Raw genomic sequence first — 24,836 nt, 5'->3', positions numbered from 1 at the left:
ATGTTTTTGATCCGCACAGGCTCAGCGCGCGTAACAAGTTGAAATCACAGATGGAGACAGCATGTCCTTTGACGCATTATCATCCGCCCGTCAGCGTATCGCCATTGTTGGCGGCGGCATCTCAGGACTGGCAACCGCGTGGCTCTTGGCCAAGACGCATAATGTGACGCTGTATGAGGCCGCGCCACGGCTTGGTGGGCATGCCCGGACGGTGATCGCGGGGCGCAATGGCGATCAGCCGGTCGATACTGGCTTTATTGTCTTCAACTACGTGAATTACCCGCATCTGACGTCAATGTTTCGCGATCTGGACGTGCCCGTTGTCAAAAGCGACATGAGCTTTGGTGCCAGTATTGGTGATGGACGCGTGGAATACGGGTTGCGGGATTTTGGGGCGCTGGTCGGACAGCGCCGCAACATCACGAGGCCCGCCTTTTATCGCATGGTTCGCGACATTCTGCGCTTTAACGCCAGGGCTGAACAGGTGGCCACCAGCGACAGTGTCACCATTGGCGAGCTGGTGAATGATCTGAAGTTGGGTGATTGGTTTCAACGTTATTATCTGATGCCGATCTGCGGGGCGATCTGGTCCACCCCGCCGGATGAAATCCGTGGGTTCCCCGCGCAATCCCTGGTGCGGTTCTTTCGCAACCACGCCCTGCTTAGCGCGTCCGGCCAACATCAGTGGTGGACAGTCAAGGGCGGCAGTATCGAATATGTACGCCGCCTGACCGCTCGGCTGGAGCAGATGGGATGCCAGCTGCGGCCCGGCACGCCTGTACGTAACGTTCAGCGCACCCCCGACGGCGTGCGCATACACCTGCCCGATGGCACACAGGAGGCGTTTGATCAGGTGGTTATGGCCTGCCATTCGGATGACAGCCTCCGATTGCTGGCCCAGCCCACGAAGGATGAACAGGCGACCCTTGGCGCCATGCGCTATCAGGACAATGAAATGATCCTGCATCATGACACCGCACAGATGCCACAGCGGCGCGCCTGCTGGTCGTCTTGGGTTTACAAAGCCGACAAACAAGATGACCGCACGACAATCGGTGTCACCTACTGGATGAACCGGCTGCAAAACATTGATGAGCGTGACCCGCTGTTTGTTTCGCTGAACCCTGTGAAGCCTGTGAAATCTGATTTGATCTATGATCAGAAGACCTTTCGCCACCCGGTATTCGACACCGCAGCGCTGCGCGCGCAGTCGCGGATTGGCGATATTCAGGGTCAGAACAACACTTGGTTCGCCGGGGCCTATCTGCGCCATGGATTCCATGAAGACGGGTTTGCGAGCGCCGTTCGGGTTGCACGGGGCATTGAAGCCCGCGAAAGGATCCCTGCATGAGCCAATGGCCCGATCATATCGCCGGTCAGACAACCCATGCCCGGCATGGCGCGATCTCTAACAGCTTTCGCTACGGCGTTGATTATGTGCTGATTGACCCGCGCGCCAGTCACGGGCCGGTGCTGTTCTCACGCAACCGGTTCAATCTGGCCGCGGTCCACGACCATAACCACGGCGGTGCACCGCGTCAGGGCATCGGCCTGCCCTGGGCCGAAAATGTTCTGGCCAAAGCCGGGTTGAGCATGGATGGCATCAGTATCCGCCTGCTGACGCAGCCCAGCTACCTTGGCCATGTTTTTAATCCGGTCAGCTTCTGGCTCGCCTTTCGGGGCAGCGTGCTGCACGCGGTCATTGCAGAGGTCAGCAATACATTTGGCGACCGCCACAGCTATCTTTGCCACAAGCCCGATTTCACCGCCATTGCGCCCTCTGACAAGCTGTTGGCGCAGAAGGTATTTCACGTCTCGCCCTTTCAACAAGTCGCCGGGGACTATTGGTTCAACTTTGACATTGGTCCGCGCAAGATTGCGATCCGTATTGATCACCGCAACGGTGACGAGGGCGTGGTTGCCACACTGACCGGCCCCCGCAAGCCGCTGCGCAACGCCTCTCTGCTGAAGGCCAGTCTGCGCCGCCCTGCCGGCACGATGCGCACCGTCGCGCTGATCTATTGGCAGGCGCTGAAACTTAAAATCAAGGGCGCCATCTATCGCCCTCGCCCTACCCCACCGAAACATGAGGTCAGCTGATGATTTTCCTTACCAAACGTGTGAAGCACGATTTTCTCGACAGCTGCACCCGCATTCGCAAGGGCAGCCTGCGCCTGCACACGCCAGAGGGCGGCATCCATGATTTTGGCTCGGGCGCGCCGCAGGCCGAGATCATGCTGCACGACTGGAGCGCCATCACCGCGATGGCGGCCCGTGGCGATATCGGATTGGGCGAGGCCTATGTTGCCGGGCTGTGGGACACCCCAAGCATTGAAAACATGATCAAGGTCGCACTGTTGAACCTCGACCATCTGACCGACTACGCCTACCCCAGTTTCTGGGCCAGCCTGAAATATCGGGTTGTGGACCGGATGCTGCGCGCCAATTCGATCCGTGGGGCGTCGCGCAACATTAAGGCACATTATGATGTCGGCAATGAATTCTACCAGCTATGGCTGGATGAGAGCATGACTTATTCCTCAGCGCTTTTTGCCCCCGGCGACAATGATCTGGCGCGCGCGCAGACGCGAAAATACGACCGTGTGCTGAGCCGCCTTACAGCGGGGGAGCGTGTGTTGGAGGTTGGCTGCGGCTGGGGAGGATTTGCCGAACGCGCCTCTGAACAGGGCCGCCATGTCACCGGGCTGACCATCTCGCCCAGCCAGTTCGGCTATGCTGATGCCCGGCTTGACGGGCGCGCAGACATCAAACTGTGCGATTACCGCAAATCGGATGGCAAGTTTGACAATATCGTTTCTATCGAAATGGTCGAAGCGGTGGGCGAACGCTACTGGCCCAGCTATTTTTCCACGCTAAAGGACCGCCTGTCCGAAGATGGCCGGGCCGTGGTGCAGGCGATCACAGTGCAGGACAGCTATTTTGATATCTACCGGCAATCCTCTGACTACATTCGCCAGTATACATTCCCCGGTGGGATGCTGTTGTCCGACGCGGTGATTTCCCATCAAGCCCGTACTGCCGGGCTGAAGGTGGCGCAGAACTTTGCCTTTGGTCAGGATTATGCCCGCACCTGCCGGGAATGGGCTGCGCGCATGGTAACAATGACTCCCAAGATCAAAGCGATGGGCTATGGTGACGCCTTCCTGCGCAACTGGCGCTACTATCTAGAGACCTGCGCCGCCTCCTTTGAGGTGGGTCAGACGGATGTGGTTCAGGTGGAGCTGGTCCATGCGTGACTCGCGCCCACAGCAGCCTAGGATCGCCGCCCCACGTGGCCCGGCTCCCGCGGCCAAGATGCTGCTGCTCAGCCTTGGTCTGCTGCTTGCCATTGCTGCAGTGCCCGCACGGGCCAACATCGGCCTGAATGCTCCAACCAAACTGGGTGAGGTCACATTCCGCTGGTTCGGTCTGCCGCTCTATGACGCGAGCCTATATGCAGAAGGACAAAGCCGCTTTGACTGGCAGACACCGATGGCGCTGCGGCTGAAATACCGGCGCGGGTTCAGCAAATTGCAACTGATGAAAGCAACTGCTTCGGAATTGGCCCGGATCGAAGGACCACGCGCCGATCAGGATCAGCTGATCGCCAAGCTAGACAGGTGTTTTCAGGATGTCGCGGCGGGTGATAGTTTTGTGGCCACAGCACGCGCGCCTGATCAGGTTGCGCTGTATCTGAACGGGCGACAAACCTGCGATGTGCGCCATCCGCAGGCCCGCAAACGGTTTCTGAATATCTGGCTGTCGCCCGACAGCCGTGCCGCGCGCCTGTCCAGCCGCTTGCGGGGCGAATGATGCAAGCCACCCGTGTGTCCCTTTTTGCGATGATGCTGGCCGCCGCCGGTTTGCCGCTCTACATCCATCTTCCGCGGTATGCGACGGCGGAGCTGGGGATGAGCCTGGCAACCCTTGCGGCCGTGCTTGCCGGAATCCGAGTGCTTGATTTTGTGCAGGATCCGTTGCTGGGCTGGATCACTGACCGTTGGCCGAAGGAGCGCGCAACCTTTGCCGCGTTGGCGGCGCTGGGTATGGCGACGGGGTTTATTCTGCTGTACAGCTACCAGCCTGCCATCGGTGGCGTGCTGCCGTGGTTCGTGATCGCGCTGGTGCTGCTGTTCACCGCCTACAGTCTTGGCACTGTTTTGTTTTATGGCCAAAGTACCGCCCTTGCAGGCAGTCCCGCAGCGCTGATCCGCCTGGCCGGATTTCGCGAAGGCGGCACATTGGCGGGGATTATCATCGCGGCCCTCGCCCCTAGCGCGCTACTTGCCCTGGGGGCCAGCCAGGGCGGGTATCCTGCATTTGGCTGGATGTTGGCCGGTCTGTGCATTGCGATCTGGTTGCTGACGCGGGGACTGTGGAGTCGTGCCCCACAGCCCGAACAACCGCTGTCGGTTTCTGCCCTGCGCGACGCGGGCGGGTTTCGCCTATTGGCGCTGGCGCTGGTCAACAGCCTGCCGGTGGCCATGACCTCCACACTGTTTTTGTTCTTTGTCGAGGACCGGCTGGCTTTGCCTGATCTGGCCGGACCATTTCTGGTGCTGTTCTTTCTGGCCGCTGGCGTGTCGGTTCCGTTCTGGACACGGGCGGCGGACCGCTACGGGGCGCGTAACGTGCTGTTCCCGGCGATGATCCTTGCGATCTTGTCTTTTGTGTCAGCGGCCTTCCTTCCCGCAGGTGCCGCCCTTGGGTTCGCCGCAATCTGCATTGGGTCCGGCGCCGCCCTTGGCGCCGATATGGTGATCCTGCCCGTGTTGTTTTCCCGCGCCCTGGCACGGGCTGGATTGCAGGCGGGGCAAGCCTTTGGGCTTTGGTCCTTTGCTGTCAAACTGGCGCTCGCTGCCGCTGCGGTGCTGCTACTGCCGCTTTTGCAGCTTAGCGGGTTTACCCCCGGCGGCCAAAACAGCAGCGCCGCGCTGATGACCCTGACATGGGCCTACGCCATCATTCCCTGCTGTATCAAACTCCTCGCCATTGCGATGGTGCTCCGTCTTCCCAGAAAGGTAACCACGCCATGAAACTGCTGCTTGTAGCCATCATCCTGTTGCTGCTGCTGGCGCTGCTGCGGCCCGGCTTTGGCTTTCGCAGCCAGCGGTCGCAGTATTATGCCGATACCGGCCCTGACTTTGATATCCGCAAACATCTGAGCGGCGAGATGATTTCGGAGGGGATGATTTACGGCCCGCGTGGGCGAGTTGTATCGCGGTTCGTCGCCAATATGTACGGCGAATGGGATGGCCACACAGGCACCCTGAGCGAGGATTTCACCTATGCCGCAGGCAGCAGCCAGCAGCGCAAATGGTTTCTTACCATGGGAGAGAACGGCGCCTTTACCACGACCGCAGAAGATATTATCGGCACCGCCCATGGCCAGCAGACCGGCGCCACGGTGCGACTGGATTACAGCATCCGTCTGCCAAAGAGTGCGGGCGGTCACGTGCTGGATGTCACAGACTGGATGTATCTGATGGAAAACGGCACCATCATGAACCGCTCCGAGATGCGCAAATTTGGCATCAAGGTTGCCGAACTGGTCGCCACCATCCGTCCGAAAGGAAACTGAGATGTTTGCGGGGCAAACCTGGTGGATCGTCGGCGCAAGTGAAGGACTGGGCCGCGCAATTGCACAGCAGTTGGATGCAGCCGGAGCGCGGCTGGTGCTTTCGGCCCGCAGCGAGGAGCGATTGCAGGACCTCGCGGGCGAATTGGGAAACGCCACCGCCCTCCCGCTGGATGTGACTGACAGTGATGCGATCAGCGCCGCTGTTGCCCAAATCGGCAAGGTGGATGGCATCCTCTACTGCGCAGGCGCCTACGACCCGATGCCCGCGCAGGAATGGGACGCCGACAAGGTTGAGCTGATCTGTGATGTGAACTTCATGGGGGCCATTCGTGTGGTCGGCCGTGTCGTGCCTCAGATGGTGGCCGCCAACGCCGGGCACATCGTTCTGATCGGCTCCCTCGCTGGTCATACGGGTCTTCCAGGCGCCACAGGCTATGGCGCATCCAAATCCGCCGTTATGCACATGGCGGAAAATCTCCAGGCGGATCTATTCCAGACCCCAATCAAGATCCAAGTGATCAATCCCGGTTTCATCAAGACCCGGCTGACCGAAAAAAATGACTTCAACATGCCGATGATCCAGACGCCAGAAGAAGCCGCCGAGGCCTGTGTGAAGGCGATGAAGAGCGGACGCTTCAGCACCAGTTTCCCCGCCCCGTTTGCCTGGATTTTCACCATCGGCAAATACCTGCCGCGGACATTATTCCTGCGGTTGATAGGGGCTGGCAGATGACCGCACCATACCCGCAGAATATCGTGATCATTGGGGCCTCTGGTGGTATCGGGTCGGCGCTGGTTGATTACTACGCAGCGCAGAGCCCAACCACCCTGACAGCCGTCGCCCGCAGTCCGCTGCCGCCCCGCGCAGACGTGGACACCCAGCGGGTGGATATAACCGATGAAGATCAATTGACGGCTTTTGCCAGCGACCTGCGCTGCAGGAACATCGCCCCTGATCTGGTTATCATTGCCACCGGCATTTTGTCGGATGAGGCCGAGTTGAAACCAGAAAAGTCCTATCGCCAACAGAGCCTCACCGCCTTTCAGAGGGTGTTTGAGATCAACACCTTTGGTCCTGCCCTCGTTGCCAAGCATCTGCTACCCTTGATGCCCCGCAAGGACCGAGCCATCTTTGCGGCGCTGTCCGCGCGGGTTGGGTCCATCAGCGACAACCGGTTGGGCGGCTGGCACGCCTATCGGGCCTCTAAGGCCGCGCTGAATATGCTGATCCGCAACTATGCGATTGAAATGGCTCGCAGCAATGACAAGATGATCTGCGTCGGTCTGCACCCCGGTACAGTGCAAACACCGCTTTCGGATCCCTTCTCCAAAAACGTGCCCGAAAGCGCGCTGTTCGAACCGGCGCACTCCGCGGCGTATCTGGCTCAGGTCATCGACGGCCTTTCACCTGACGATAGTGGGCGGGTGTTCGACTGGGCTGGAAAGGAAATTCCGGCCTGACCGATACCTGCTCTGGACTTGCCCGCCCCGTCCCCATCATGCGACAGTTGGGTGACCCTCAGCGCCGCGCGCTGCACGGGGGTCAAATGTGCCAGCTTGTCCAGAGGAAACTGCCGCCTTGAAATCTGTCAGGCTTCGCCTCCTTCTGCTTGCGCTTTTACCGCTCAGCGTGGTGATGCCGCTGCTTCTTGTCGTGGCGATGGCCCGGTGGAATGCGGATTATGACAATGTCCTGATCGTCAATGTGGAAAGCGACCTAAAAATCGCTGACCAATACCTGCGCCAGTTGAAGGCAGGCACTGGCGACGATCTGGCAGCCATTGCCGGATCTGCCCAATTCGCCGATATGCTGCGCGCGCCGCTGCATAATCAGTTGCGGTTTCTGGATCAACGGCGGCAGGCGCTCCAGCTCGATTTCCTGTATTATCTGCCGATGCGCAATATCGACGGCGATGCGCGTCGCTGGCCGGTGGTCGACCGTGCTGCAAAGGGTCAGCTGGCGTCTGAGATCGATATTTTTTCGGCGGCCGATCTGGACGTGATCTCTGCCGATCTGCGCGATCGCGCCCGCATACCGCTGATCGAAACCGAAGCTGCCGTACCGACCACCCGCCCCGCCGAGGATCGCGGCATGGTCATCCATTCTGCCGCCCCGGTGTCGATCAACGGTGGTGAGGGTGTGTTGGTGGCCGGGCGATTGCTGAACCGCAATCTGGATTTTATCGATACGATCAATGCGCTTGTGTACCTTGGTGACAGCCACAGCATCAGCCGTAAGGGCACCGCCACGCTGTTTCTGGAAGACACGCGCATTTCAACCAATGTGCGCCTGTTCGAGGACGTCCGCGCTCTTGGCACCCGCGTGTCGCGGGCGGTCCGCAACGCGGTACTGGGCGACGGGCAGACCTGGCTTGACCGCGCTTTTGTGGTGAATGACTGGTATATCTCGGGCTATCTTCCTCTGACGGACAGCTTTGGGAAACGGGTTGGCATGCTTTATGTTGGCTTTCTTGAGGCGCCATTTGCCGCGGCCAAGCTGTCTGCTTATTGGACCGTTGTCCTGTCCTTCCTATCGGTTCTGCTGCTGTCGGCGCCACTGTTTCTATGGCTGGCCAAGGGCATCTTTGCGCCCCTGGAACAGATGAGTCAGACAATGGGCCGGGTTGAGCGTGGAGATCTGGCCGCGCGCAATGGCAATGTCGGCCGACGTGACGAAATCGGTCAGGTCGCGGCGCATCTGGACAGCCTGCTGGACCAGGTTCAGGAGCGCGATCAGAAACTGCGCGATTGGGCGGAAGAACTGAACGAACGTGTTGATCAACGCACCGCAGAGCTGCGCGCCGCCAATGATAAGCTGGAAGCCACCTTCAAACAGCTGGTGATGAGCGAAAAGCTCGCCTCGATCGGCGAAATCACTGCTGGTGTCGCGCATGAGATCAACAATCCCGTCGCGGTGATTCAGGGCAACGTCGATGTGATGCGCATGACCTTGGGGGATGCCACAGCCGAGGTGGAAACAGAGCTGAGCCTGATAGACAACCAGATCCTGCGGATCACCGCCATCGTCGGAAAGTTACTGCAATTTGCCCGCCCTTCGGAGTTTGGCACCTTTGAAGAAAGCCTCGACCTGGCACCGGTGGTGTCGGATTGCCTGGTGCTGGTGGATCACGTGGTGACGAAACAGGCCATTACAGTGGACAAGCAATTCTCTGAAACCCCTCAGGTGCGCATTGATCCCGGCGAATTGCAGCAGGTGGTGATAAACCTGATCCTGAATGCCGCGCAGGCCATGACTGGCAGTGGCAGGTTGATGCTGACCCTCCGCGCCCAACAGCAAGGCGACATCCCCGGCGCCTGTCTGGAGGTCGCCGACACCGGTTCCGGCATCGCAGAGGAAGATCTGCGGTCCGTTTTCAATCCGTTCTATACAACCAAGCTGGGGGAAGGCACAGGTCTGGGCCTGTCGATCAGTCAGACATTGATCCAGCGGGCCGGTGGCATGATCTCTGCCGACAACCGGGTGCAGGATGGCCAGATCAGCGGCGCGGTGTTTTCGATCTGGCTGCCGGCGGTGTCCCCACAAGACGGGTAATGGGCAGCACGGCTACAGCCCCCAACCCGCGCATTTGCGATCGACGGTCTTGCGCGACACACCCAGCCTGCGCGCAGCCTCGGCCCGGTTGCCATCGCAGGCGTCCAGAACATGCATGATGTGGCGTTGCATCACCAGATCCAGCGTATCCATCGCCGCACTGCCCGTCACCCCACCGGTGCCTGCAAATTCCTCAGGGAATGCGCCAAGGATCACCGAGCGTTCGATAAGGTTGCGCAACTCCCGCACGTTGCCGGGCCAATCGTAGCGGCTGAATTTCAGCAGGGTATCCGCGTCAAGTTCAAGCGCGGGCATCGCCAGCGTGGTGGAAAACTGCTCCATGAAGAGCGCGGCCAGTTCCACAATATCCTCAACCCGCTCACTCAGCGGCGGCATCTGGATATTCACAACGTTGATCCGGTGGTACAGATCCGCCCGGAACCGTCCTTCGGCCACCGCCTGTTGCAAATCGGCATTGGTGGCAAACAGGAACCGCAGGTTCAGCGGGATGTCGCGTTCGGCACCAACCGGGCGGATGCGCTGATCCTCCAGCACCCGCAACAGGGCCGCCTGCACCTGCTCCGGCATCTGCGCCACCTCATCCAGGAACAGCGTCCCCCCATCGGCATAGAGAAACAGCCCGTCCTGACGGCGGTCCTGCGCATCGACCACCCCGAACAGCTCATGCGCAATCCGGTCTGGGGCGATGGCGGCGCAATTCACCGCGACAAAGGGTTTTTCCGCCCGGTCCGACAGCGAATGCAGCGTCCGCGCGGCGATTTCTTTGCCCGTCCCGCTGGCGCCCGTGAACAGAACTGGTGTGGGCAGAGGCGCCAGCCGGGTGATCATGTCGCGCGCGGTCTGAATGGCAGGGGATTTGCCCAACAGCCGCCCCCGTGCTGCCGTGCCTTCGGCTGACAGCGCATGCTTCAGCAGATAGTTTTCCCGCCGCAGATGTTTGCGATCCAGCGCGCGAGCCACGGAATTCAGAATCTGATTGGCGCGAAACGGTTTCAGCACGAAATCCGCGACGCCGACCCTTAGGGCCTGAATGGCCGTTTCCAGATCCGCATAGGCGGTGACCAGCACCGTGTCCGCAAACAGGCCGACCTTATGCTGTTCCTGCACCCATTCCAGACCGGTTTTCCCCGGCATGATATTGTCGAGGATGATCAGGTCGAAATGCGCCTGATCCAAGATGTTCGACGCCTCCGCAGCCGAGGCCGCCTGCTCCACCCGTTTGCAGCGGGGGGTCAGGATTTTGGTCATAAAATTGCGCATGCCAGGTTCGTCGTCGATCACCAGTATCGACGCACCGGCAAGGTTTTCCCCATATTCATCGCGGGGCGGTGGCGCGGTTGTCAGCACAGTCAATCCAGTCGAACAGAAGGTCCGGAATGCACCTCTTGCGAGGCAAATCCTGCCTGATCCAGCGCGAAATTCGCACCGGCGGCAATCACGATGATGGCGGCAAATCCCGTCAACATGGCTTTCATTTGGTCACTTCTCCACCTTGGTTGCGCGTTTCAGAAACGCAATCAAATCGCGCCGGTCCTGCGGATCGGTAATCCGCTGCATCGGCATTTTAGACCCCGGAATATAGTGATCCGGGCCCAGATCGAAGAGGGCATCAATCGTCGCCTCTCCCCAGATTATATCAGATCCATCAAGGACCTCTGAATAGCGGTAACCTGCCAGCGTTCCCGCCGGTCGGCCAAAGACATTATAAAGACTTGGTCCCGCCTTGCGGCTGGCTCCCGCGCCAAGCGCGTGGCAAATCGAACATTTGCGCATAAACTGCCGCTCTCCGTTGGGCATCGTGGCCGGATCCGTCAGGAACCCGCGATTGCCTGCCATCTGCGCCTCTGTCTCTCCCATCAGTGCGACTGGCCAGCCATAGGCCAGATCGTCCAATCCCGCAGCCCAGACCGTCTGCCCGTCCGGTGCAAACTCCAGTGCCCAGACCGGCCCGTCTCGGGTGGCGCGAAAATCTGCGCTGATGCGCCAGGTCTCCGTATCTACCATCATGATATAGCCCTGCCCGTCCCCAACGGCGAGCCGTGCTGTACCTTCGTGATATGCCATCGCCAAAATAGGCCGCCGTTCCAGCGTAAAATCTGCTACCGGATCGCCGGTCTGACTGTCAACAATGCGGGTGGCACCATCCACAGCCCCATAGGCCAGCCAATCCCCAGCCGGCCCCAGCACCAGCTGGTTGATGCCAAATCCCTGATCGATCAATCGGCGGGGCACGTTATCTGCGCCCTCGTACACAAGGATCTGCCCATTCATGGTGGCCGCGTAAATTGACCCATCCGGCCCAATGGCCACATCATTGACGCCGCTTCCGACCTTGATCCGACGTGCATCCCCGCCCTCCAGCGGCCAGAGTCCGATGTCACCATCCCAGCTGGCGGAAGCGAAATATCTGCGGTCAGGCGCGACCGCCAGGCCGCGAATCTTGCCCTGATGCTGGCCCAGCAGCTCTGCCTTGTCAGGATCGCCCTGCCAAAGGTAGAGCGCAAAATCATCCCCCCCGGTCACCAGCCGCCCCGCGTCGACAAAAGCCAACGCAGTAACTGCCGCTTCATGCGCCTCGAGCCATTGAGGCACGCGTTTGTTCCACAGGCCAACCGCATTGTCGAAACTGCCCGTCGCCACCTGCCCCTCCGGCGAAACCGCCAGCGCCATGACCGGGCCACCATGGCCCTTCAATGTGGTGAACTCATCTGCATCAGCGTGGCCGCCCGCAGCCATCAACGACAGCGCTGCCGCAGCGCACGTTACGCAAATCTTGCGGGACACATCGGCGAGTGCTGACATGTGGCGCGCCACCGCCGATCACTCTGCCGGTGTTGCGCCCTTGGCGCCACCGCTGCCCGCACCGCCGGGCGTGACTTCGCCCTTTTCACGCATCTCGTCCAACCAGAGAGAATGGTGCTGATGCGCCCAGGCTTCGTCGACATCGCCGTTGCCCATGGCGTCAAATGCACCTTCCATGCCAAGTGACCCGATGTAGATATGTGCCAGAATGATCGCCATCAGCACAAAACTGAGAACCGCGTGCCAGATCTGCGCCAACTGCATTTCCTCCTGCGGCGCCAGTTCAACCGGCAGCGTGCCATAGCCCACAAGCTGCGGCAGCCCCAGATCGTTCAAAATACCAAAAGTCTTGGCAAAGAGCTGGATTTCAAACGGGAACAGCAATGACAGGCCCGAGAGAGAAATAGAGGCGCCAAACACGATCACCGACCAGAAAATCAGTTTCTGGCCGAAGTTGAATTTCTTGGCCGGCGGGTGTGATTTGCCCACGATGCCGCCCATTTGACGGATCCATACCAGATCAGTCCGGTTCGGAATATTATGGGCGACCCACATGACAAACACCATGACCAGCGCCAGCATGAACGCCCAGGAGACGTTGTTATGTACCCATTTGCTCCAGATCAGCAGGCCTGCATTGATCTCCTTGCCGAGATAAGGCGCGATCACCAGACGACCAAACAGGCTGGTCAACCCCGTGAGGCCAAGCAAGATAAATGACCCCGCCAGCATCCAATGGGCAAAGCGTTCGATGAACTGAAACCGCGTCACGCTGCGCCCGGTTGCGGGCTCGTCAATGCGGATGCGACCGCGCAGCAGATAAAACAGGGCCAGCGCCGCAATAGTGCCCAGCAGCAGCCAGCCACCATAGGTGCGCAACGGCCCCTCACGGAAGGTCAGCCAGCGCATGCCACCATCCTGCACCAGCACGGTGGCCACATCGCCCCCGGCCGAGACCCTTAGGTCAGCTGCATTATAGCGGATCGCGCGCCACAGCTCAGGATCAGACGCGCCGCCAAGCGTGCCCAGCTGCTCGGTCAACCCGGCCCCCAGGGCCGCGGCGCCCGTGTCATCACTGCGAAAGCTGTCGTCGATCTTTTCCCCGCGCTGGCGCGCCAGAATATCCTCAAGCGTCTGCGCCCCGCCCGTGGCACTGCGGTCCGGCACAGTGTTCGTCGCAGGGGCATCCGGGGCGTTCTGCGCCGCAGCGATCCCAGCCATCAACGTCAGCTGCATCAGAATAGCAAAGGCGATGCGCAGCATGGGCCACACTCCTTCATGGGTTGTCTTGAAAACTGAATAAGGAAACAGGACGGCCCGCGCGGGCGGGCCATCCCATCATGTCAAAGAGGACTGTGATCAGCCGCCCTTCTGGTCATAGGCTGTCCCCCAGCCCCAGGCACCGGAGCCAAAGCCACGGGCCACCACACGTTCGCGGTAGACAGCGGAAACCACATCCCCGTCACCCGCCAGCAGCGCCTTGGTCGAGCACATCTCGGCACAGATGGGCAGCTTGCCCTCGGCAATCCGGTTGCGGCCGTATTTGGAGAATTCCGCATTGGAATGCGTCTCCTCAGGGCCACCGGCGCAGAAGGTACATTTGTCCATCTTGCCACGGCTGCCAAAGTTGCCGGCCTGCGGATACTGCGGCGCACCAAAGGGGCACGCGTAGAAGCAATAGCCGCAACCAATGCAAAGATCCTTGGAGTGCAGGACCACGCCTTCTTCGTTCTGATAGAAACAATCGACCGGGCACACCGCCATACAGGGCGCGTCCGAGCAATGCATACAGGCGACCGAGATCGACCGCTCGCCGGGTTTGCCATCATTGATGGTCACCACCCGACGCCGGTTGATACCCCAAGGCACCTCGTGCTCGTTCTTACAGGCCGTGACACAGGCGTTGCATTCAATGCAGCGTTCGGCGTCACAGAGAAACTTCGCTCTTGCCATATCTCTTTCTCCTTATGCTGCGCTGATCTTGCAGAGAGTACATTTGGTCTCCTGCATCTGGGTCACGCTGTCGTAGCCATAGGTCTGTGCGACGTTGCAGCTCTCGCCCAGAACATAGGGGTCAGCGCCATCGGGGTATTTGTCGCGCAAGTCCTCGCCTTGGTAATGACCGCCAAAGTGGAACGGCATGAAGGCAACGCCCTCTCCGACCCGCTCTGTGACCATCGCCATGACTTTGACTTTGCCGCCCTCCGGGCCTTCGACCCAGACCTGAGATCCATCCCGAATGCCGATATTGTTGGCATCACGCGGGTGCATTTCGACAAACATGTCTTGCTGCAATTCTGCCAACCAGGGGTTGGACCGGGTCTCTTCGCCGCCGCCTTCATATTCGACCAGGCGACCAGAGGTCAGGATGATCGGATACTCCTTGGAGACGTCGTTTTTCTGGATCGACGCATAGAGGGTCGGCAACCGGTAGGAATGACGGTCCTCATATGTCGGGTAGTCTTCGACCAGATCCCGGCGGTTGGTGTAAAGCGGCTCGCGGTGGATCGGCACCGGATCCGGGAAGGTCCAGACCACGGCCCGCGCCTTGGCATTGCCGAAGGGCGCACACTCATGGGCAATCGCAACCCGCTGGATGCCACCGGACAAATCCGTCTTCCAGTTCACCTTTGCAACCTTGTCGTCATAGTCCGACGGGAAGGGCGACATGCTTTGTTCCCCAACTTCATGGGTGTAGTCGGCAAAGCCGTCCACTCCGGCTGCCTTGGCGATGAACGCCCGCTCACTTGGGGTTAGTTCGGTATGCCAGCCCAGATCCTTCAGCATCTGATAGGTGAATTCGGGATAACCATCCTGAATATCCGACCCTGCAGAATAGACACCCTCGGCCAGAAGGTTGTCGCCATCCCGTTCGACGCCAAAGCGCGCGCGGAAGGTCAGACCGCCCTCAGACACTGGTTTGGACATGTCATAAAGGTTCGGCGTCCCCGGATGACCCATTTCAGCGGTGCCCCAGCAGGGCCAGGGCATACCGTAGTAATCCCCGTCAGCCGGACCACCAATGGCACGCAACGTTGTGCGGTCAAAGGTGTGTTGATTGGCCATATGCGTTTTCATCCGCTCCGGTGATTGACCGGTGTAGCCGATGGTCCACATACCCTTGTTGAATTCGCGCGTGATGCTTTCGACATTCGGGGTTTCGGCGTCTTCCATCTCAATATTGCGGAAGAACCGGTCACCCCAGCCGAACTTGTTCGCGAATTTGGCGATGATCACATGATCCGGCAGGCTCTCGAACAGCGGATCGACGATCTTGTCACGCCACTGCAAGGACCGGTTCGACGCAGTAACCGAGCCGCGGGTCTCGAACTGGGTACAGGCGGGCAGCAGATAAACACCATCGGTGCGATCATGCAGCACGGCAGAGACGGTGGGATACGGGTCAACCACGACCAGCATGTCCAGCTTCTCCATCGCCGTCTTCATCTCCGTCATACGGGTCTGAGAGTTCGGCGCGTGGCCCCACAGAACCATGGCCCGCACATTGTTGGGCTGATCCATGTTATCCTTCTCTTCAAGGATGCCGTCGATCCAGCGACTGACCGGAATACCGGTCAGGTTCTGCAGCGATTTATCCTTGCCGTCGGCCCCTTTGACGGAGTCAAACTGCGCCGACAGCCACTCACCATCCTCGCCCCAGACACGGCCCCAATGCGCCCAGGCGCCTTTGGACAGGCCATAGTAGCCGGGCAAAGTGTGGCTCAGGACGCCAAGGTCGGTTGCGCCCTGCACGTTGTCATGGCCACGGAAGATATTGGTGCCGCCGCCCGAGGTGCCCATGTTCCCCAGCGCCAGCTGAAGGATGCAATAGGCGCGGGTGTTGTTGTTGCCGGTGGTGTGCTGGGTGCCACCCATACACCAGATCACGGTGCCGGGACGGTTGTTGGCCAGCGTCCGCGCCACGCGCTTCAGCTGGCTGCCGGGGGTGCCTGTCACACGCTCGACTTCCTCAGGCGTCCATTTGGCAACTTCTTCGCGGATCTGATCCATGCCCCAGACACGGGTGCGGATGAATTCCTTGTCTTCCCAGCTGTTGTCAAAGATATGCCACAGGATCCCCCAAACCAGCGCCACATCGGTGCCGGGACGGAAGCGCACATATTCGTCGGCATGAGCTGCCGTGCGGGTAAAGCGCGGATCGCAGACGATCAGCGGCGCGTTGTTCTGCTCCTTGGCCTTCAGCACGTGCAACAGCGAGACGGGATGCGCCTCTGCCGGGTTGCCACCGATGATGAAGATGGCCTTGGAGTTATGGATGTCATTGTAGCTGTTGGTCATGGCGCCGTAGCCCCATGTATTCGCAACACCTGCAACGGTGGTCGAGTGACAGATCCGCGCCTGATGGTCGACGTTATTGGTGCCCCAATAGGCCGCGAATTTGCGGAACAGATAGGCTTGTTCGTTGTTGTGCTTGGCTGAACCCAGCCAGTAGACGGAATCCGGCCCGCTTTCTTCGCGGATCTGCATCATACCGTCGCCGATCTCGTTGATCGCCTGTTCCCAGCTGATACGCTTCCACTCTCCGCCTTCTTTCTTCATCGGGTACTTCAGACGGCGTTCGCCATGCGCGTGCTCGCGCACAGAGGCCCCTTTGGCACAATGGGCACCAAGGTTGAACGGGCTGTCCCAACCGGGTTCCTGACCGGTCCAGACACCGTTTTGCACCTCTGCCACGACGGTACAGCCGACCGAGCAATGGGTGCAGACGGATTTGATGGTCTCAACCGCACCGGCCGCTGCTGTCGCTGCATTGGCGCGGGTGACTGATCCACCTGTTGCGCTGATCGCGGCAAGGCCACCAATGGCCAGGCCGGATCCACGCAGAAACGCGCGGCGGTCAACAGAGCTTTCTGCAACCTTGGACAGGATACTGGTCCGCTGGGGGCGTCGCGCAACCCCGTTGGTCTTTTTCCTAAGCATATGTTCCTCCCTTGCTTCCCTTACGGGTTCGCTGGGTTATCGGGGGCCTTTGGCAGTCGGGCGTCACGCAACCAGTCGCCGGGGGCGTTCATACATCACCGGTGTGTCAGAACCGGAGGCTGTCGTAGTAGGCGCGGGTATGCGCGGTGTCCTGCATCACCTCTGATGTCAGGTCTGGCTCGGCCGCCTCGGCCGTGCCGCCGGTCGTTGCAACCGCCACCGCCGCAATCGGCGTTGTGGTCGCTGCCAGCTTGAGAAAGTCGCGGCGGCTGGTGGCCTCCTCGGTCTTTCTGGTCATGTGATCCTCCTCCTCAAATGTTTGGTTCACGGGGTTATGGGCCGGCGCACCGGCCCGGCTCAGGCGGATTGCTCCGCGCTCATCCGAAATCCTTCGGCTTCGATCTCCATGAACACCCGGCCCACAGCACCGACAGCGGCATACAGAACCGAGTTCTTGGCCGCCTCAAGATCAGAATAGAAATGACCGGCCCAAGGACCGATGTGTTTGTTGAAGAACTGTTTCTGGTCGCTCAGTGGTGCCACCGCGCCAAAGCGCCCTGCGATCAGCGCGCCCATCATCTCCATCAGCGAGGCGATGTTGTCCTCCGGCTCATAGACGTTCTGCGCCCGCGTCATGCCGCGCGCGGCCATGTCCTGCCGCAGGGCCGCCAGCGGTTTCTCATTCAGGAAACCTGTCAGATAGTAGCTGGCATAGGGTAACAATTCACCGCGCCCCAGGCCGATGAACAGCTTGTTGAATTCCCGCTCTGCGGCCGCCGGTTTGGTCAACCTGGCCAGCTTCGCCAGCGCATTGATCGCCGTGCCAAGATCGCTGTCATCTCCGGTCAGCGACGCCATCTGAGCCAGCAGCATCTCATCCGGCGGGGTCGCCAGCATCAGCCCCAGAAAGTTATAGAGATCCGCGCGCAGACGATCCTCGTCGCGCGGTGCCGCCAGTGGTTCGGCGGTTGTCTCTGTCTGGATTTGCTCGGCGGTCATAGGTGTCTCCTCAACACGCGTGGTCTTTGGGGCATCTCTTTGGGGGCCCTGCTGCCAGCGGCCTGCATCAGGCCGAAGCAAAGGCAGATGTGTTGCTGCAACATCATGTGACGGCCCCGTCGCCATGGGTTTCGGCTGCAAAACGAAAGCGCATCCGCCGCGTAGCGGTTGGCGCGGGTTCGAGGTCTGCGACCACTGCTACAGCCGCATCAGCTGACACCTGCGCGGTATCGTGCGGCTCCACCGCAACCGCGTCCTCGGCGGAGCGCAGTGCCGTCGTTGGCGCGCGCGTAGTAGACACTGCCACTGCGGTCTCATCACCCGGATCCGCCTCAATCACCGCCCCATCGACCTCTTGCACATAGACGGCCTCAGTCTCGTCAATCGCGGCCTCGGCGGTCGCGGCCTCTTCGGCTTGGCGCGCCAGCTCTTCAACATGGGCCGTCATGCCCTTGCCCACCTGATACGCGGTCTGCAGGTTCTCGATCACCATGGCGCTGTCGGTGAAATCCTCGCCGTAGTCCAAAAGGCCATCGACATTTGCGAGCACCGGATTGCTGGTCCACAACCGCCGCAGTGCGCGGGTGCGGAGGCGCGCCGGAATGGTCTCTTTCAGGAAAACGCTGAAATCATCGCCCCGCTGCATTTGGTCCGGATCCGGCAGGTTCAGCTCTTCCAGTAGTTCAGCGTCGCTCTTTTCTTCAAGCGCCTGCTCTTTCGCTGCGCGCGCAGCGGCCGCAGCCTCGACGATCTCTGCCTGCTGCTCTGCGGCGACCTTCGTGCGCCGTTGGGACCAGAAATCACCCCCGCTCATGACAGGCGCGCTTTCTTCATCATGGGCGACCGGTAAACATCGGTCAGCTGCGAAATGCGCGGATCCCCGATACCATCCTCATTCGCATCGGTTTTCACCCGATCCCGGCGACGTTTTTTGAACGGCTCATCATGGAAATGCAGCTGTGCGAAATCCCGCACCCAAGCAATCAACCCTTCTGGCATGGGCACTTTTTCAACAAGATCCTCGCCGTTGTCGGCATAGTCCTGCGCCTCATAGGGCGACGCCGTCACCAAGAGCACATCCAGCGGCCGCTCCTCTGATGCGCCATCGCGCAGGATTACATAGATGCAAGGCGGCTCAGCGGTCAGACCGTGCAAATAGGCCTCGGCCTCACTGCGGTGCAACTCAAGCGGCAATGAGGCGGCGTGAAACTCACTGATCTCACCCGCTTCACGCAGCAGCTGCCAATCCGCTGGTGCCGCCCCCGGCAGAACCGAGGTCACCTTCCACGACCAGCGCGCCCAACGCGTCACACCGGGCTGGCGCCGCACCACGACACCCAGCGGCATCACATCCGTCTTTGCATTGCGGTCTGCGATTTCGGTCACACCAAAGCCCTGTCGATGATTTCGCTACATCGAAAGAGTGCCGCAAGCCGCCCTTACACCGAAAGATAAGTTTTGCTGATTGCGCGATAAATCATCATCAATGGTCAAAATGGCCAGCCCGCTTCGGGCCTGTGGGGCATGCCGGACGAATAGTCTATTTTGACTGATTTACTCAGCTTTAACGTACCACGCTCCTATCCCCGTCAAAGTTGCGAATCACTTGGCTATCGAAGAGATCGGCGAATGGCTCTTGTCTCCGAATAGCGGTTTACGACCATGCTCAATCATGCCTAGTCTAGACCCTGGCGCGGCGGATTTCCGCCACTTTCACAGGCCACGAAATACGCGAGGAAATATGCCCAAGCATCTGATTTTATGCGACTGTTCTGGAACGCAAGCAATCGATTCCGAGGCATTGCATCGCAGCACTGGCCTGCCCTGCTCCAAGGTCCATTCCGCGCTTTGCACCGATGAAATTGAACAGGCTGCCGCCGCCCTCTCACAAGAGGATGCAATTATTTGCTGCGCACAAGAGTACCGGATTTTCGACGCCCTGACCGAGGAGATCGACGTCTCCGCTCCTACCTATGTGGACCTGCGCGATCGAGCTGGATGGACCGCAGATACCGCCTCAACACTGCCCAAAATGACCGCTTTGATTGCCGAGGCAACGCTTGCTCCTGCGTCTGCCAAGACAATCGACATCCATTCCGAGGGGCTGTGCCTGATCCTTGGTGCCCCTGATGTCGCTTTTGCAGCGGCGGAACGGTTGCAGGAAACGCTGGCCGTCACTGTCTTGCTGGACCGCACTGAAGAGCCCCCTATCAGCCGCGCCTATGACGTGATCACCGGCCAACTGCGGCGCGCCAAAGGGGCGCTGGGGCAGTTTTCCGTCACCATTGACGCCCTGCAACAACTGGATGTCACCGGTCGCAACTGGACGTGGGGTCCGGCCCGTGATGGCGGCCAGTCGGTCTGCGATATTATCCTCGACCTGCGCGGCGAAAACCCATTGTTTCCCGCGCCGGAAAAGCGCGAGGGCTACCTTCGCGCGGATCCAAAGTCTCCCACTGCTGTTGCCGAAGCCACGATGGCCGCCAGCCAATTGGTCGGCATTTTTGAGAAGCCGCTTTATGTGCGGACCGAGCCCCTGCTCTGCGCCCATTCGCGCGCGGGTCAGACGGGCTGCACCCGATGCCTGGATATCTGCCCGACCGGCGCGATCAGCACTGCTGGCGACCATGTCAGCATTGATCCGATGATCTGTGCCGGCTGCGGCTCTTGCGCCTCGCTCTGCCCCTCGGGGGCCATCACCTATGATGCGCCGCCGACAGATGCGCTGATGCGGCGCATTCAGACCCTGACCAAAACCTATCTTGACGCCGGGGGCCGCACACCTCGCTTGCTGGTGGTCGACAACCACGGCGGCGAGATGATCCAGCTGGCCGCCCGTTTTGGTCGTGGTCTCCCCGCTGATGTGATCCCGCTGACTGTCGAGGCCCTAAACAGCTTTGGCCACGCAGAGACGTTGGCGGCGCTGGCCGCAGGGTGTGGCGAGGTTGCCATTCTCCTCTCACCACGCGCCGAGCGCGACGTCCAAGAGCATGAAATCGCCCTCGCTGCGGCCATTGCGGGACCGCATGTCCATCTGTTGGATGTGGCCGATCCCGATGCCCTAAGCGATCACCTGTTTGACGTCGCAGCACCCCAGGCACAGGTCGAAACACAACAACGCCCGATGGGTACACGCCGCCAGATCACCCGCCAGGCCGCCAAGGCACTGGTACCTACTGCGGAAACGCTGACACTGCCCGAAGGCGCGCCCTATGGCGCGGTGCTGGTGTCCTCGGACAAATGTACCCTCTGCCTGTCCTGTGTGTCGCTCTGCCCATCCGGTGCGCTTGGTGACAATCCTGACCTGCCGCAGCTGCGGTTTCAGGAAGACGCCTGCCTGCAATGCGGTCTCTGCGCCACGATCTGCCCCGAGGACGCCATCACCTATGAGCCGCGCCTGAACCTCACCCCGGATGCGTTGTCACAGGTGGTCCTGCACGAGGAAGAGCCCTTTGCCTGTGTCGAATGTGGATCACTGTTCGGGGTGAAATCAACCATCGACAAAATTACTGAAAAGCTAGCCGGAAAACATTCGATGTTTGCAAACCCGGATGCGGCTCGGATGATCCAGATGTGTGATGACTGCCGCGTCAATGCGCAGTTCCACCAACAGAATTCTCCGTTCGCGGGCGCGGATCGCCCCAAGGTCCGCACAACCGAGGATTACCTCAGCAAGCGCAAGGACCATTGAGCCCGACGGACCAAGAGACGATGACGCCCCTATTTGTGCTCCAGCGGCGCGCCCAGATCCGCCGGGCTCAGTACGGCCACATAGGCCAGGATGTTCTCCAGCTCGTCCAGCGTGATCTCCACCGGGACAATCGGCGAGGGGCGCGTCTCGTCGAAGGGCGGCGTGACCTCAGCAACCTGGGTAAAGGCGGGGTGCGGGTTCAAGGCATAAAACGCCTGAAACCGCTGCTCCCAATCCGCAAGGCTGCGCAGAACGTAAAACGACGGTGTCGAACCAATGCTGTTGATCCGTCCGCCCTCATCCACCGCGTGACAGCGCCCGCAATGGATTTTGGACAGATCATACCCAAGCCCCGCGTCCCCCTCCCATGCGACCACCTCGACCTGTGCGGCGGCCTGTTCCGGCACTTGAAACATCTGTGTGCCACCGGGGGCAAAGGCTGCAAGCGTGCGCCTGCCCACCTCCGAGGTCAGCCAATCCGCAAACCGCTGCGCCCCTGTGTGATCCGGGGTGATCAGCTCCAGATGCCAAACGACGCCTTGGCCCGCCATGACCGGTTGACCAGTCGATCCCAATGCGACCTCGGCCGTGGCACCCGTATCGACCAGTTCAACGCGCACCTGCGTTTTCAGGGAAAATCGGGGCAGCATGAACCCCAGCACCCCGGTGTCGATCAGCGTCTGCGGCGCAATCAGCCGGACCTTGCGCGGATCACCCTGCGCCATGGCAGCCACCGGCTGCATCGAAACGGCAAATACCAGCAAGACCAGTATTCCCGCATATTTGCGCAAAAGAGTGCATACCCAGACCATATGAAATGCTAGGAAACCATCTACATCTTCGTCAAGAACTGTTGCAGCCGGGGCAAACGCCACCGAAGGCAACCAACCACAAACAAGGCAGCTTGAAACAAGCTGGTAACAGGAAGGAGCAACCCCGGCGTGGCCCTCACTCGTGAAATCGTCCTAGAAGCGCTCAAGACCATCAAGGACCCCGTGTCCGGCAGCGATATCGTCGCCGCAGGCATTGTCCGCGCGCTCAATATTGAAGAGGACACGGTCCGCTTTGTTCTGGAAATTGATCCGGCAAAATCCGACATCTACACGCCCGTGCGCGATGAGGCCGACGCCAAGGTGACGGCGCTGCCCGGCGCAGGCAAAGTCTCAGCCATGCTGACCGCCCATTCTGCAAAGGCCCCGCCGGATCTGAAGGGGAACAAACCGGCTCAACCCCAGGGTCCGCAGAAAATCCCCGGCGTTGACCGGATCCTCGCAGTTGCTTCGGGCAAGGGCGGCGTTGGTAAATCCACTGTTTCGGCCAATATCGCCTGCGCTCTGGCCGCTCAGGGACGTCGTGTTGGCCTGCTGGATGCCGATGTCTACGGCCCCTCGCAACCACGGATGCTGGGTGTCTCTGGCCGCCCTGCCAGTCCCGATGGCAAGACCATTCTGCCGATGCGCAACCATGGCGTCACCATGATGTCCATCGGCCTGATGACCAACGAGGATCAGGCGGTTGTGTGGCGCGGTCCGATGCTGATGGGCGCTTTGCAGCAGATGATGATGCAGGTGCAATGGGGTGCGCTGGACGTGCTGATCGTCGATCTGCCGCCGGGCACCGGTGACGTGCAGATGACGCTGGCGCAAAAGGCCCATGTGGACGGCGCCATCGTGGTGTCCACCCCACAGGACGTCGCCCTGATCGATGCACGCAAGGGCATCGACATGTTCCAGAAACTGAACGTACCGATCATTGGCATGGTGGAAAATATGTCCACCCATATCTGCTCCAACTGCGGACATGAGGAACATGTCTTTGGCCATGGCGGCGTTGCGGCCGAGGCCGAGAAACTGAACGTACCGCTGCTGGCCGAAATCCCGCTGCATCTGGACGTACGTGTGGCCGCTGATGGCGGTGCGCCGATTGCAGTCAGCAAACCCGACAGCGCGCAGGCCAAGGCGTTCCACGATCTGGCTGCCGATCTCGTCGCCAAGGGTCAGGCCTGATCCGGTGGCGGACATGAGCGAACTAAGCTTTCCGCCTCTGATGGCAGGGCTGGCCCTCAGCGGCGCGGAGGATCCCTTTGCCCTTGCCTGTCAGAAGGCGGTGCTGGGCTGTGACGCCGGGTTGGTCGTGCATAACCTCGCGCATGATCGTGTGCAGGCGGCTCTCGTCTTTGCGCCAGAGGTGGCGTTGCAGCAGGCGATGACCATGCTGCCTGTCTGCGGCATCGCACTGCAAAACGCCCTAGGCGCGCTGGCCCCGCCAGAGGTGGCGGTGCACCTGCAATGGGATGGCGGGCTGCGTATCAATGGCGGTCGTTGTGGCCGGTTGCGCGCCGCCGCCAGCACCACCACCCCGTCCGAGGTGCCAGACTGGCTGGTCATTGGCCTCGACCTGCCACTCTGGCCGCCGAGCGACGGGGAAACCGGCGATCGTCCCGAAGACACCGCGCTTTATGCCGAGGGCTGCGCTGATGTGGATGCCGGGCAATTGCTGGAAAGCTGGGCGCGCCACGCGCTGCACTGGATCAACCGTTGGGAAGACACCGGAGCAGAACCGGTTCACAGCACCTGGCGCGGGTTGGCGCAGGACATCGGCGAGACCATAACCCACGCGGGCCGGACCGGTACGTTTCTCGGGGTGGATGAGGACTTTGGCCTGCTTTTGCGGGACGAGACCACCACCCACATGATTCCCCTCACCACGCTACTGGAGACCCCATGATGCAGCTTGCCCGCGCCATTCACTTCGACGAAAGCGATCAGAACGTCTTTGCCAGCCCGGCCCGCACTGGCGAGTGGTGCATTTCCGGCGGGTTTGAGTTTTCCAACTGGGAAGAGGCGGATCTGACCGGCAAACAGCGCCAGGCCTTTGCCAATGGCTGGATGGGGCTGGAAACCGGCGGGCGCGCCACCTTTGTCGCGGTGACCAAGATCGAAGAGGGAGAATTGGCCACGCTCACCGATTTGCTGGCACAGCATTTTGTCAGCTACTATGGGGCGCCGAATGCGGACACCGCCCGCCCCGTGGCGGAGGAAGAGCTGGCCCATATGGCCGACCTCTGCGCGGATCACGCGCCCAACACCCTGCTGACCGTCATGCGCGAGCTGGCAGATGCCGGTGTCAAGGAAAGCTATCGCGCGATTGAGGCACAGGACGCAGGGCTGGAGCAGTTCGCCATTCACGTGACGGACGACTGAATGCGCACGGCACACAAGGAAAAACGCCGCGCAATCCCCGCGCGG

At 60.5% G+C, this 24,836-nt stretch carries 24 protein-coding genes; 13 read left to right on the top strand and 11 right to left on the bottom strand.

Going from position 1 to position 24,836, the window contains the following annotated elements:
• Positions 1-61 precede the first annotated feature (61 nt).
• The 9 genes from PhaeoP97_RS03755 (at position 62) to PhaeoP97_RS03715 (ending at position 9,134) form a co-directional block, all read left to right on the top strand.
• Positions 62-1,351 carry an NAD(P)/FAD-dependent oxidoreductase gene (locus PhaeoP97_RS03755; RefSeq protein WP_072503939.1) on the top strand — a complete coding sequence of 430 codons (1,290 nt, stop codon included), beginning with the start codon at positions 62-64 and terminating at the stop codon, positions 1,349-1,351.
• Complete coding sequence (locus PhaeoP97_RS03750; protein ID WP_072503938.1) at positions 1,348-2,100, top strand: DUF1365 domain-containing protein; 753 nt, start codon at positions 1,348-1,350, stop codon at positions 2,098-2,100. Before PhaeoP97_RS03755 ends, PhaeoP97_RS03750 begins: the two co-directional genes overlap by 4 nt.
• The gene (locus PhaeoP97_RS03745) at positions 2,100-3,257 is read left to right on the top strand and encodes an SAM-dependent methyltransferase (protein ID WP_072503937.1); all 1,158 of its coding nucleotides are present in this window, start codon (positions 2,100-2,102) and stop codon (positions 3,255-3,257) included. Before PhaeoP97_RS03750 ends, PhaeoP97_RS03745 begins: the two co-directional genes overlap by 1 nt.
• Positions 3,250-3,813 carry a chalcone isomerase family protein gene (locus tag PhaeoP97_RS03740; protein WP_083570318.1) on the top strand — a complete coding sequence of 188 codons (564 nt, stop codon included), beginning with the start codon at positions 3,250-3,252 and terminating at the stop codon, positions 3,811-3,813. Before PhaeoP97_RS03745 ends, PhaeoP97_RS03740 begins: the two co-directional genes overlap by 8 nt.
• Positions 3,813-5,036, top strand: coding sequence for an MFS transporter (locus PhaeoP97_RS03735; RefSeq protein ID WP_072506275.1), 1,224 nt, complete (start codon positions 3,813-3,815; stop codon positions 5,034-5,036). The genes PhaeoP97_RS03740 and PhaeoP97_RS03735 overlap by 1 nt, the downstream gene beginning before the upstream one ends.
• Entirely contained in the window at positions 5,033-5,581 is a 549-nt protein-coding gene (locus tag PhaeoP97_RS03730; protein WP_072503936.1) for a DUF3833 domain-containing protein, read from the top strand. The genes PhaeoP97_RS03735 and PhaeoP97_RS03730 overlap by 4 nt, the downstream gene beginning before the upstream one ends.
• A gap of 1 nt (position 5,582) precedes the next feature.
• Positions 5,583-6,314, top strand: coding sequence for an SDR family NAD(P)-dependent oxidoreductase (locus tag PhaeoP97_RS03725; protein WP_072503935.1), 732 nt, complete (start codon positions 5,583-5,585; stop codon positions 6,312-6,314).
• Complete coding sequence (locus tag PhaeoP97_RS03720; RefSeq protein ID WP_072503934.1) at positions 6,311-7,042, top strand: SDR family NAD(P)-dependent oxidoreductase; 732 nt, start codon at positions 6,311-6,313, stop codon at positions 7,040-7,042. The genes PhaeoP97_RS03725 and PhaeoP97_RS03720 overlap by 4 nt, the downstream gene beginning before the upstream one ends.
• Before the next feature lie 118 nt (positions 7,043-7,160).
• Positions 7,161-9,134, top strand: a complete 1,974-nt coding sequence (locus tag PhaeoP97_RS03715; protein ID WP_072503933.1) for a sensor histidine kinase — start codon at positions 7,161-7,163, stop codon at positions 9,132-9,134.
• A 12-nt stretch (positions 9,135-9,146) separates the two neighbouring features.
• Here the strand turns inward: PhaeoP97_RS03715 and PhaeoP97_RS03710 are convergent, their stop codons facing one another.
• The 10 genes from PhaeoP97_RS03710 to PhaeoP97_RS03670 all read right to left on the bottom strand — a co-directional run bounded on the left by PhaeoP97_RS03710 (position 9,147) and on the right by PhaeoP97_RS03670 (position 19,244).
• A complete protein-coding gene (locus PhaeoP97_RS03710; RefSeq protein ID WP_072503932.1) occupies positions 9,147-10,508 on the bottom strand; it encodes a sigma-54-dependent transcriptional regulator in 1,362 nt (453 codons plus the stop codon).
• Positions 10,505-10,630, bottom strand: a complete 126-nt coding sequence (locus tag PhaeoP97_RS20780; RefSeq protein ID WP_024096159.1) for a hypothetical protein — start codon at positions 10,628-10,630, stop codon at positions 10,505-10,507. The genes PhaeoP97_RS03710 and PhaeoP97_RS20780 overlap by 4 nt, the downstream gene beginning before the upstream one ends.
• Before the next feature lie 4 nt (positions 10,631-10,634).
• Positions 10,635-11,957, bottom strand: a complete 1,323-nt coding sequence (locus tag PhaeoP97_RS03705) for a c-type cytochrome (protein WP_072503931.1) — start codon at positions 11,955-11,957, stop codon at positions 10,635-10,637.
• 18 nt (positions 11,958-11,975) lie between these two features.
• A complete protein-coding gene (locus PhaeoP97_RS03700; protein WP_072503930.1) occupies positions 11,976-13,220 on the bottom strand; it encodes a formate dehydrogenase subunit gamma in 1,245 nt (414 codons plus the stop codon).
• 96 nt (positions 13,221-13,316) lie between these two features.
• Entirely contained in the window at positions 13,317-13,910 is a 594-nt protein-coding gene (gene fdh3B / locus PhaeoP97_RS03695) for a formate dehydrogenase FDH3 subunit beta (protein ID WP_014875661.1), read from the bottom strand.
• Positions 13,911-13,922: 12 nt separating this feature from the next.
• Positions 13,923-16,898, bottom strand: a complete 2,976-nt coding sequence (locus PhaeoP97_RS03690) for a formate dehydrogenase subunit alpha (RefSeq protein WP_072503929.1) — start codon at positions 16,896-16,898, stop codon at positions 13,923-13,925.
• Positions 16,899-17,004: 106 nt separating this feature from the next.
• Positions 17,005-17,196 (bottom strand): twin-arginine translocation pathway signal protein, encoded by a 192-nt coding sequence (locus PhaeoP97_RS03685; protein ID WP_014875663.1) that lies wholly within the window; start codon positions 17,194-17,196, stop codon positions 17,005-17,007.
• Between the two features lie 59 nt (positions 17,197-17,255).
• Positions 17,256-17,897 carry a TorD/DmsD family molecular chaperone gene (locus PhaeoP97_RS03680; protein WP_072503928.1) on the bottom strand — a complete coding sequence of 214 codons (642 nt, stop codon included), beginning with the start codon at positions 17,895-17,897 and terminating at the stop codon, positions 17,256-17,258.
• Between the two features lie 103 nt (positions 17,898-18,000).
• The gene (locus PhaeoP97_RS03675; protein ID WP_072503927.1) at positions 18,001-18,711 is read right to left on the bottom strand and encodes a DUF3306 domain-containing protein; all 711 of its coding nucleotides are present in this window, start codon (positions 18,709-18,711) and stop codon (positions 18,001-18,003) included.
• A complete protein-coding gene (locus PhaeoP97_RS03670) occupies positions 18,708-19,244 on the bottom strand; it encodes a DUF3305 domain-containing protein (RefSeq protein WP_072506273.1) in 537 nt (178 codons plus the stop codon). Before PhaeoP97_RS03670 ends, PhaeoP97_RS03675 begins: the two co-directional genes overlap by 4 nt.
• A gap of 394 nt (positions 19,245-19,638) precedes the next feature.
• On the opposite strand from PhaeoP97_RS03670, the gene PhaeoP97_RS03665 reads away from it, so the two are divergent.
• Positions 19,639-21,588, top strand: a complete 1,950-nt coding sequence (locus PhaeoP97_RS03665; RefSeq protein WP_072503926.1) for a 4Fe-4S binding protein — start codon at positions 19,639-19,641, stop codon at positions 21,586-21,588.
• Between the two features lie 29 nt (positions 21,589-21,617).
• Here the strand turns inward: PhaeoP97_RS03665 and PhaeoP97_RS03660 are convergent, their stop codons facing one another.
• Positions 21,618-22,400: a hypothetical protein gene (locus PhaeoP97_RS03660; protein ID WP_044041803.1), complete on the bottom strand. Its 783-nt coding sequence runs from the start codon at positions 22,398-22,400 to the stop codon at positions 21,618-21,620.
• 129 nt (positions 22,401-22,529) lie between these two features.
• Between PhaeoP97_RS03660 and apbC the strand changes: the two genes are divergently transcribed.
• From apbC to PhaeoP97_RS03645, 3 genes are read left to right on the top strand one after another with little or no spacing between them, the layout of a single operon-like run.
• Positions 22,530-23,594, top strand: coding sequence for an iron-sulfur cluster carrier protein ApbC (apbC, locus tag PhaeoP97_RS03655; protein WP_072503925.1), 1,065 nt, complete (start codon positions 22,530-22,532; stop codon positions 23,592-23,594).
• A 13-nt stretch (positions 23,595-23,607) separates the two neighbouring features.
• A complete protein-coding gene (locus tag PhaeoP97_RS03650) occupies positions 23,608-24,315 on the top strand; it encodes a DUF4444 domain-containing protein (RefSeq protein WP_072503924.1) in 708 nt (235 codons plus the stop codon).
• Positions 24,315-24,791 (top strand): DUF6505 family protein, encoded by a 477-nt coding sequence (locus tag PhaeoP97_RS03645; RefSeq protein ID WP_072506272.1) that lies wholly within the window; start codon positions 24,315-24,317, stop codon positions 24,789-24,791. Before PhaeoP97_RS03650 ends, PhaeoP97_RS03645 begins: the two co-directional genes overlap by 1 nt.
• Positions 24,792-24,836: the final 45 nt, after the last annotated feature.

The sequence above is a fragment of the Phaeobacter porticola genome, from assembly GCF_001888185.1.
Lineage (GTDB): Bacteria > Pseudomonadota > Alphaproteobacteria > Rhodobacterales > Rhodobacteraceae > Phaeobacter > Phaeobacter porticola.
This window is presented reverse-complemented; position numbering and strand designations above follow the sequence as displayed.

Bases quoted from the DNA above. Each gene is read 5' to 3' on its own strand.
- PhaeoP97_RS03705 (WP_072503931.1), bottom strand. From the start codon at position 11,957: ATGTCAGCACTCGCCGATGTGTCCCGCAAGATTTGCGTAACGTGCGCT.
- PhaeoP97_RS20780 (WP_024096159.1), bottom strand. From the start codon at position 10,630: ATGAAAGCCATGTTGACGGGATTTGCCGCCATCATCGTGATTGCCGCC.
- fdh3B (WP_014875661.1), bottom strand. From the start codon at position 13,910: ATGGCAAGAGCGAAGTTTCTCTGTGACGCCGAACGCTGCATTGAATGC.
- PhaeoP97_RS03645 (WP_072506272.1), top strand. From the start codon at position 24,315: ATGCAGCTTGCCCGCGCCATTCACTTCGACGAAAGCGATCAGAACGTC.
- PhaeoP97_RS03675 (WP_072503927.1), bottom strand. From the start codon at position 18,711: ATGAGCGGGGGTGATTTCTGGTCCCAACGGCGCACGAAGGTCGCCGCA.
- PhaeoP97_RS03660 (WP_044041803.1), bottom strand. From the start codon at position 22,400: ATGGTCTGGGTATGCACTCTTTTGCGCAAATATGCGGGAATACTGGTC.
- PhaeoP97_RS03680 (WP_072503928.1), bottom strand. From the start codon at position 17,897: ATGACCGCCGAGCAAATCCAGACAGAGACAACCGCCGAACCACTGGCG.
- PhaeoP97_RS03690 (WP_072503929.1), bottom strand. From the start codon at position 16,898: ATGCTTAGGAAAAAGACCAACGGGGTTGCGCGACGCCCCCAGCGGACC.
- PhaeoP97_RS03735 (WP_072506275.1), top strand. From the start codon at position 3,813: ATGCAAGCCACCCGTGTGTCCCTTTTTGCGATGATGCTGGCCGCCGCC.
- PhaeoP97_RS03720 (WP_072503934.1), top strand. From the start codon at position 6,311: ATGACCGCACCATACCCGCAGAATATCGTGATCATTGGGGCCTCTGGT.
- PhaeoP97_RS03700 (WP_072503930.1), bottom strand. From the start codon at position 13,220: ATGCTGCGCATCGCCTTTGCTATTCTGATGCAGCTGACGTTGATGGCT.
- PhaeoP97_RS03685 (WP_014875663.1), bottom strand. From the start codon at position 17,196: ATGACCAGAAAGACCGAGGAGGCCACCAGCCGCCGCGACTTTCTCAAG.
- PhaeoP97_RS03745 (WP_072503937.1), top strand. From the start codon at position 2,100: ATGATTTTCCTTACCAAACGTGTGAAGCACGATTTTCTCGACAGCTGC.
- PhaeoP97_RS03665 (WP_072503926.1), top strand. From the start codon at position 19,639: ATGCCCAAGCATCTGATTTTATGCGACTGTTCTGGAACGCAAGCAATC.
- PhaeoP97_RS03730 (WP_072503936.1), top strand. From the start codon at position 5,033: ATGAAACTGCTGCTTGTAGCCATCATCCTGTTGCTGCTGCTGGCGCTG.
- PhaeoP97_RS03670 (WP_072506273.1), bottom strand. From the start codon at position 19,244: ATGCCGCTGGGTGTCGTGGTGCGGCGCCAGCCCGGTGTGACGCGTTGG.
- PhaeoP97_RS03755 (WP_072503939.1), top strand. From the start codon at position 62: ATGTCCTTTGACGCATTATCATCCGCCCGTCAGCGTATCGCCATTGTT.
- PhaeoP97_RS03650 (WP_072503924.1), top strand. From the start codon at position 23,608: ATGAGCGAACTAAGCTTTCCGCCTCTGATGGCAGGGCTGGCCCTCAGC.
- PhaeoP97_RS03725 (WP_072503935.1), top strand. From the start codon at position 5,583: ATGTTTGCGGGGCAAACCTGGTGGATCGTCGGCGCAAGTGAAGGACTG.
- PhaeoP97_RS03750 (WP_072503938.1), top strand. From the start codon at position 1,348: ATGAGCCAATGGCCCGATCATATCGCCGGTCAGACAACCCATGCCCGG.
- PhaeoP97_RS03740 (WP_083570318.1), top strand. From the start codon at position 3,250: ATGCGTGACTCGCGCCCACAGCAGCCTAGGATCGCCGCCCCACGTGGC.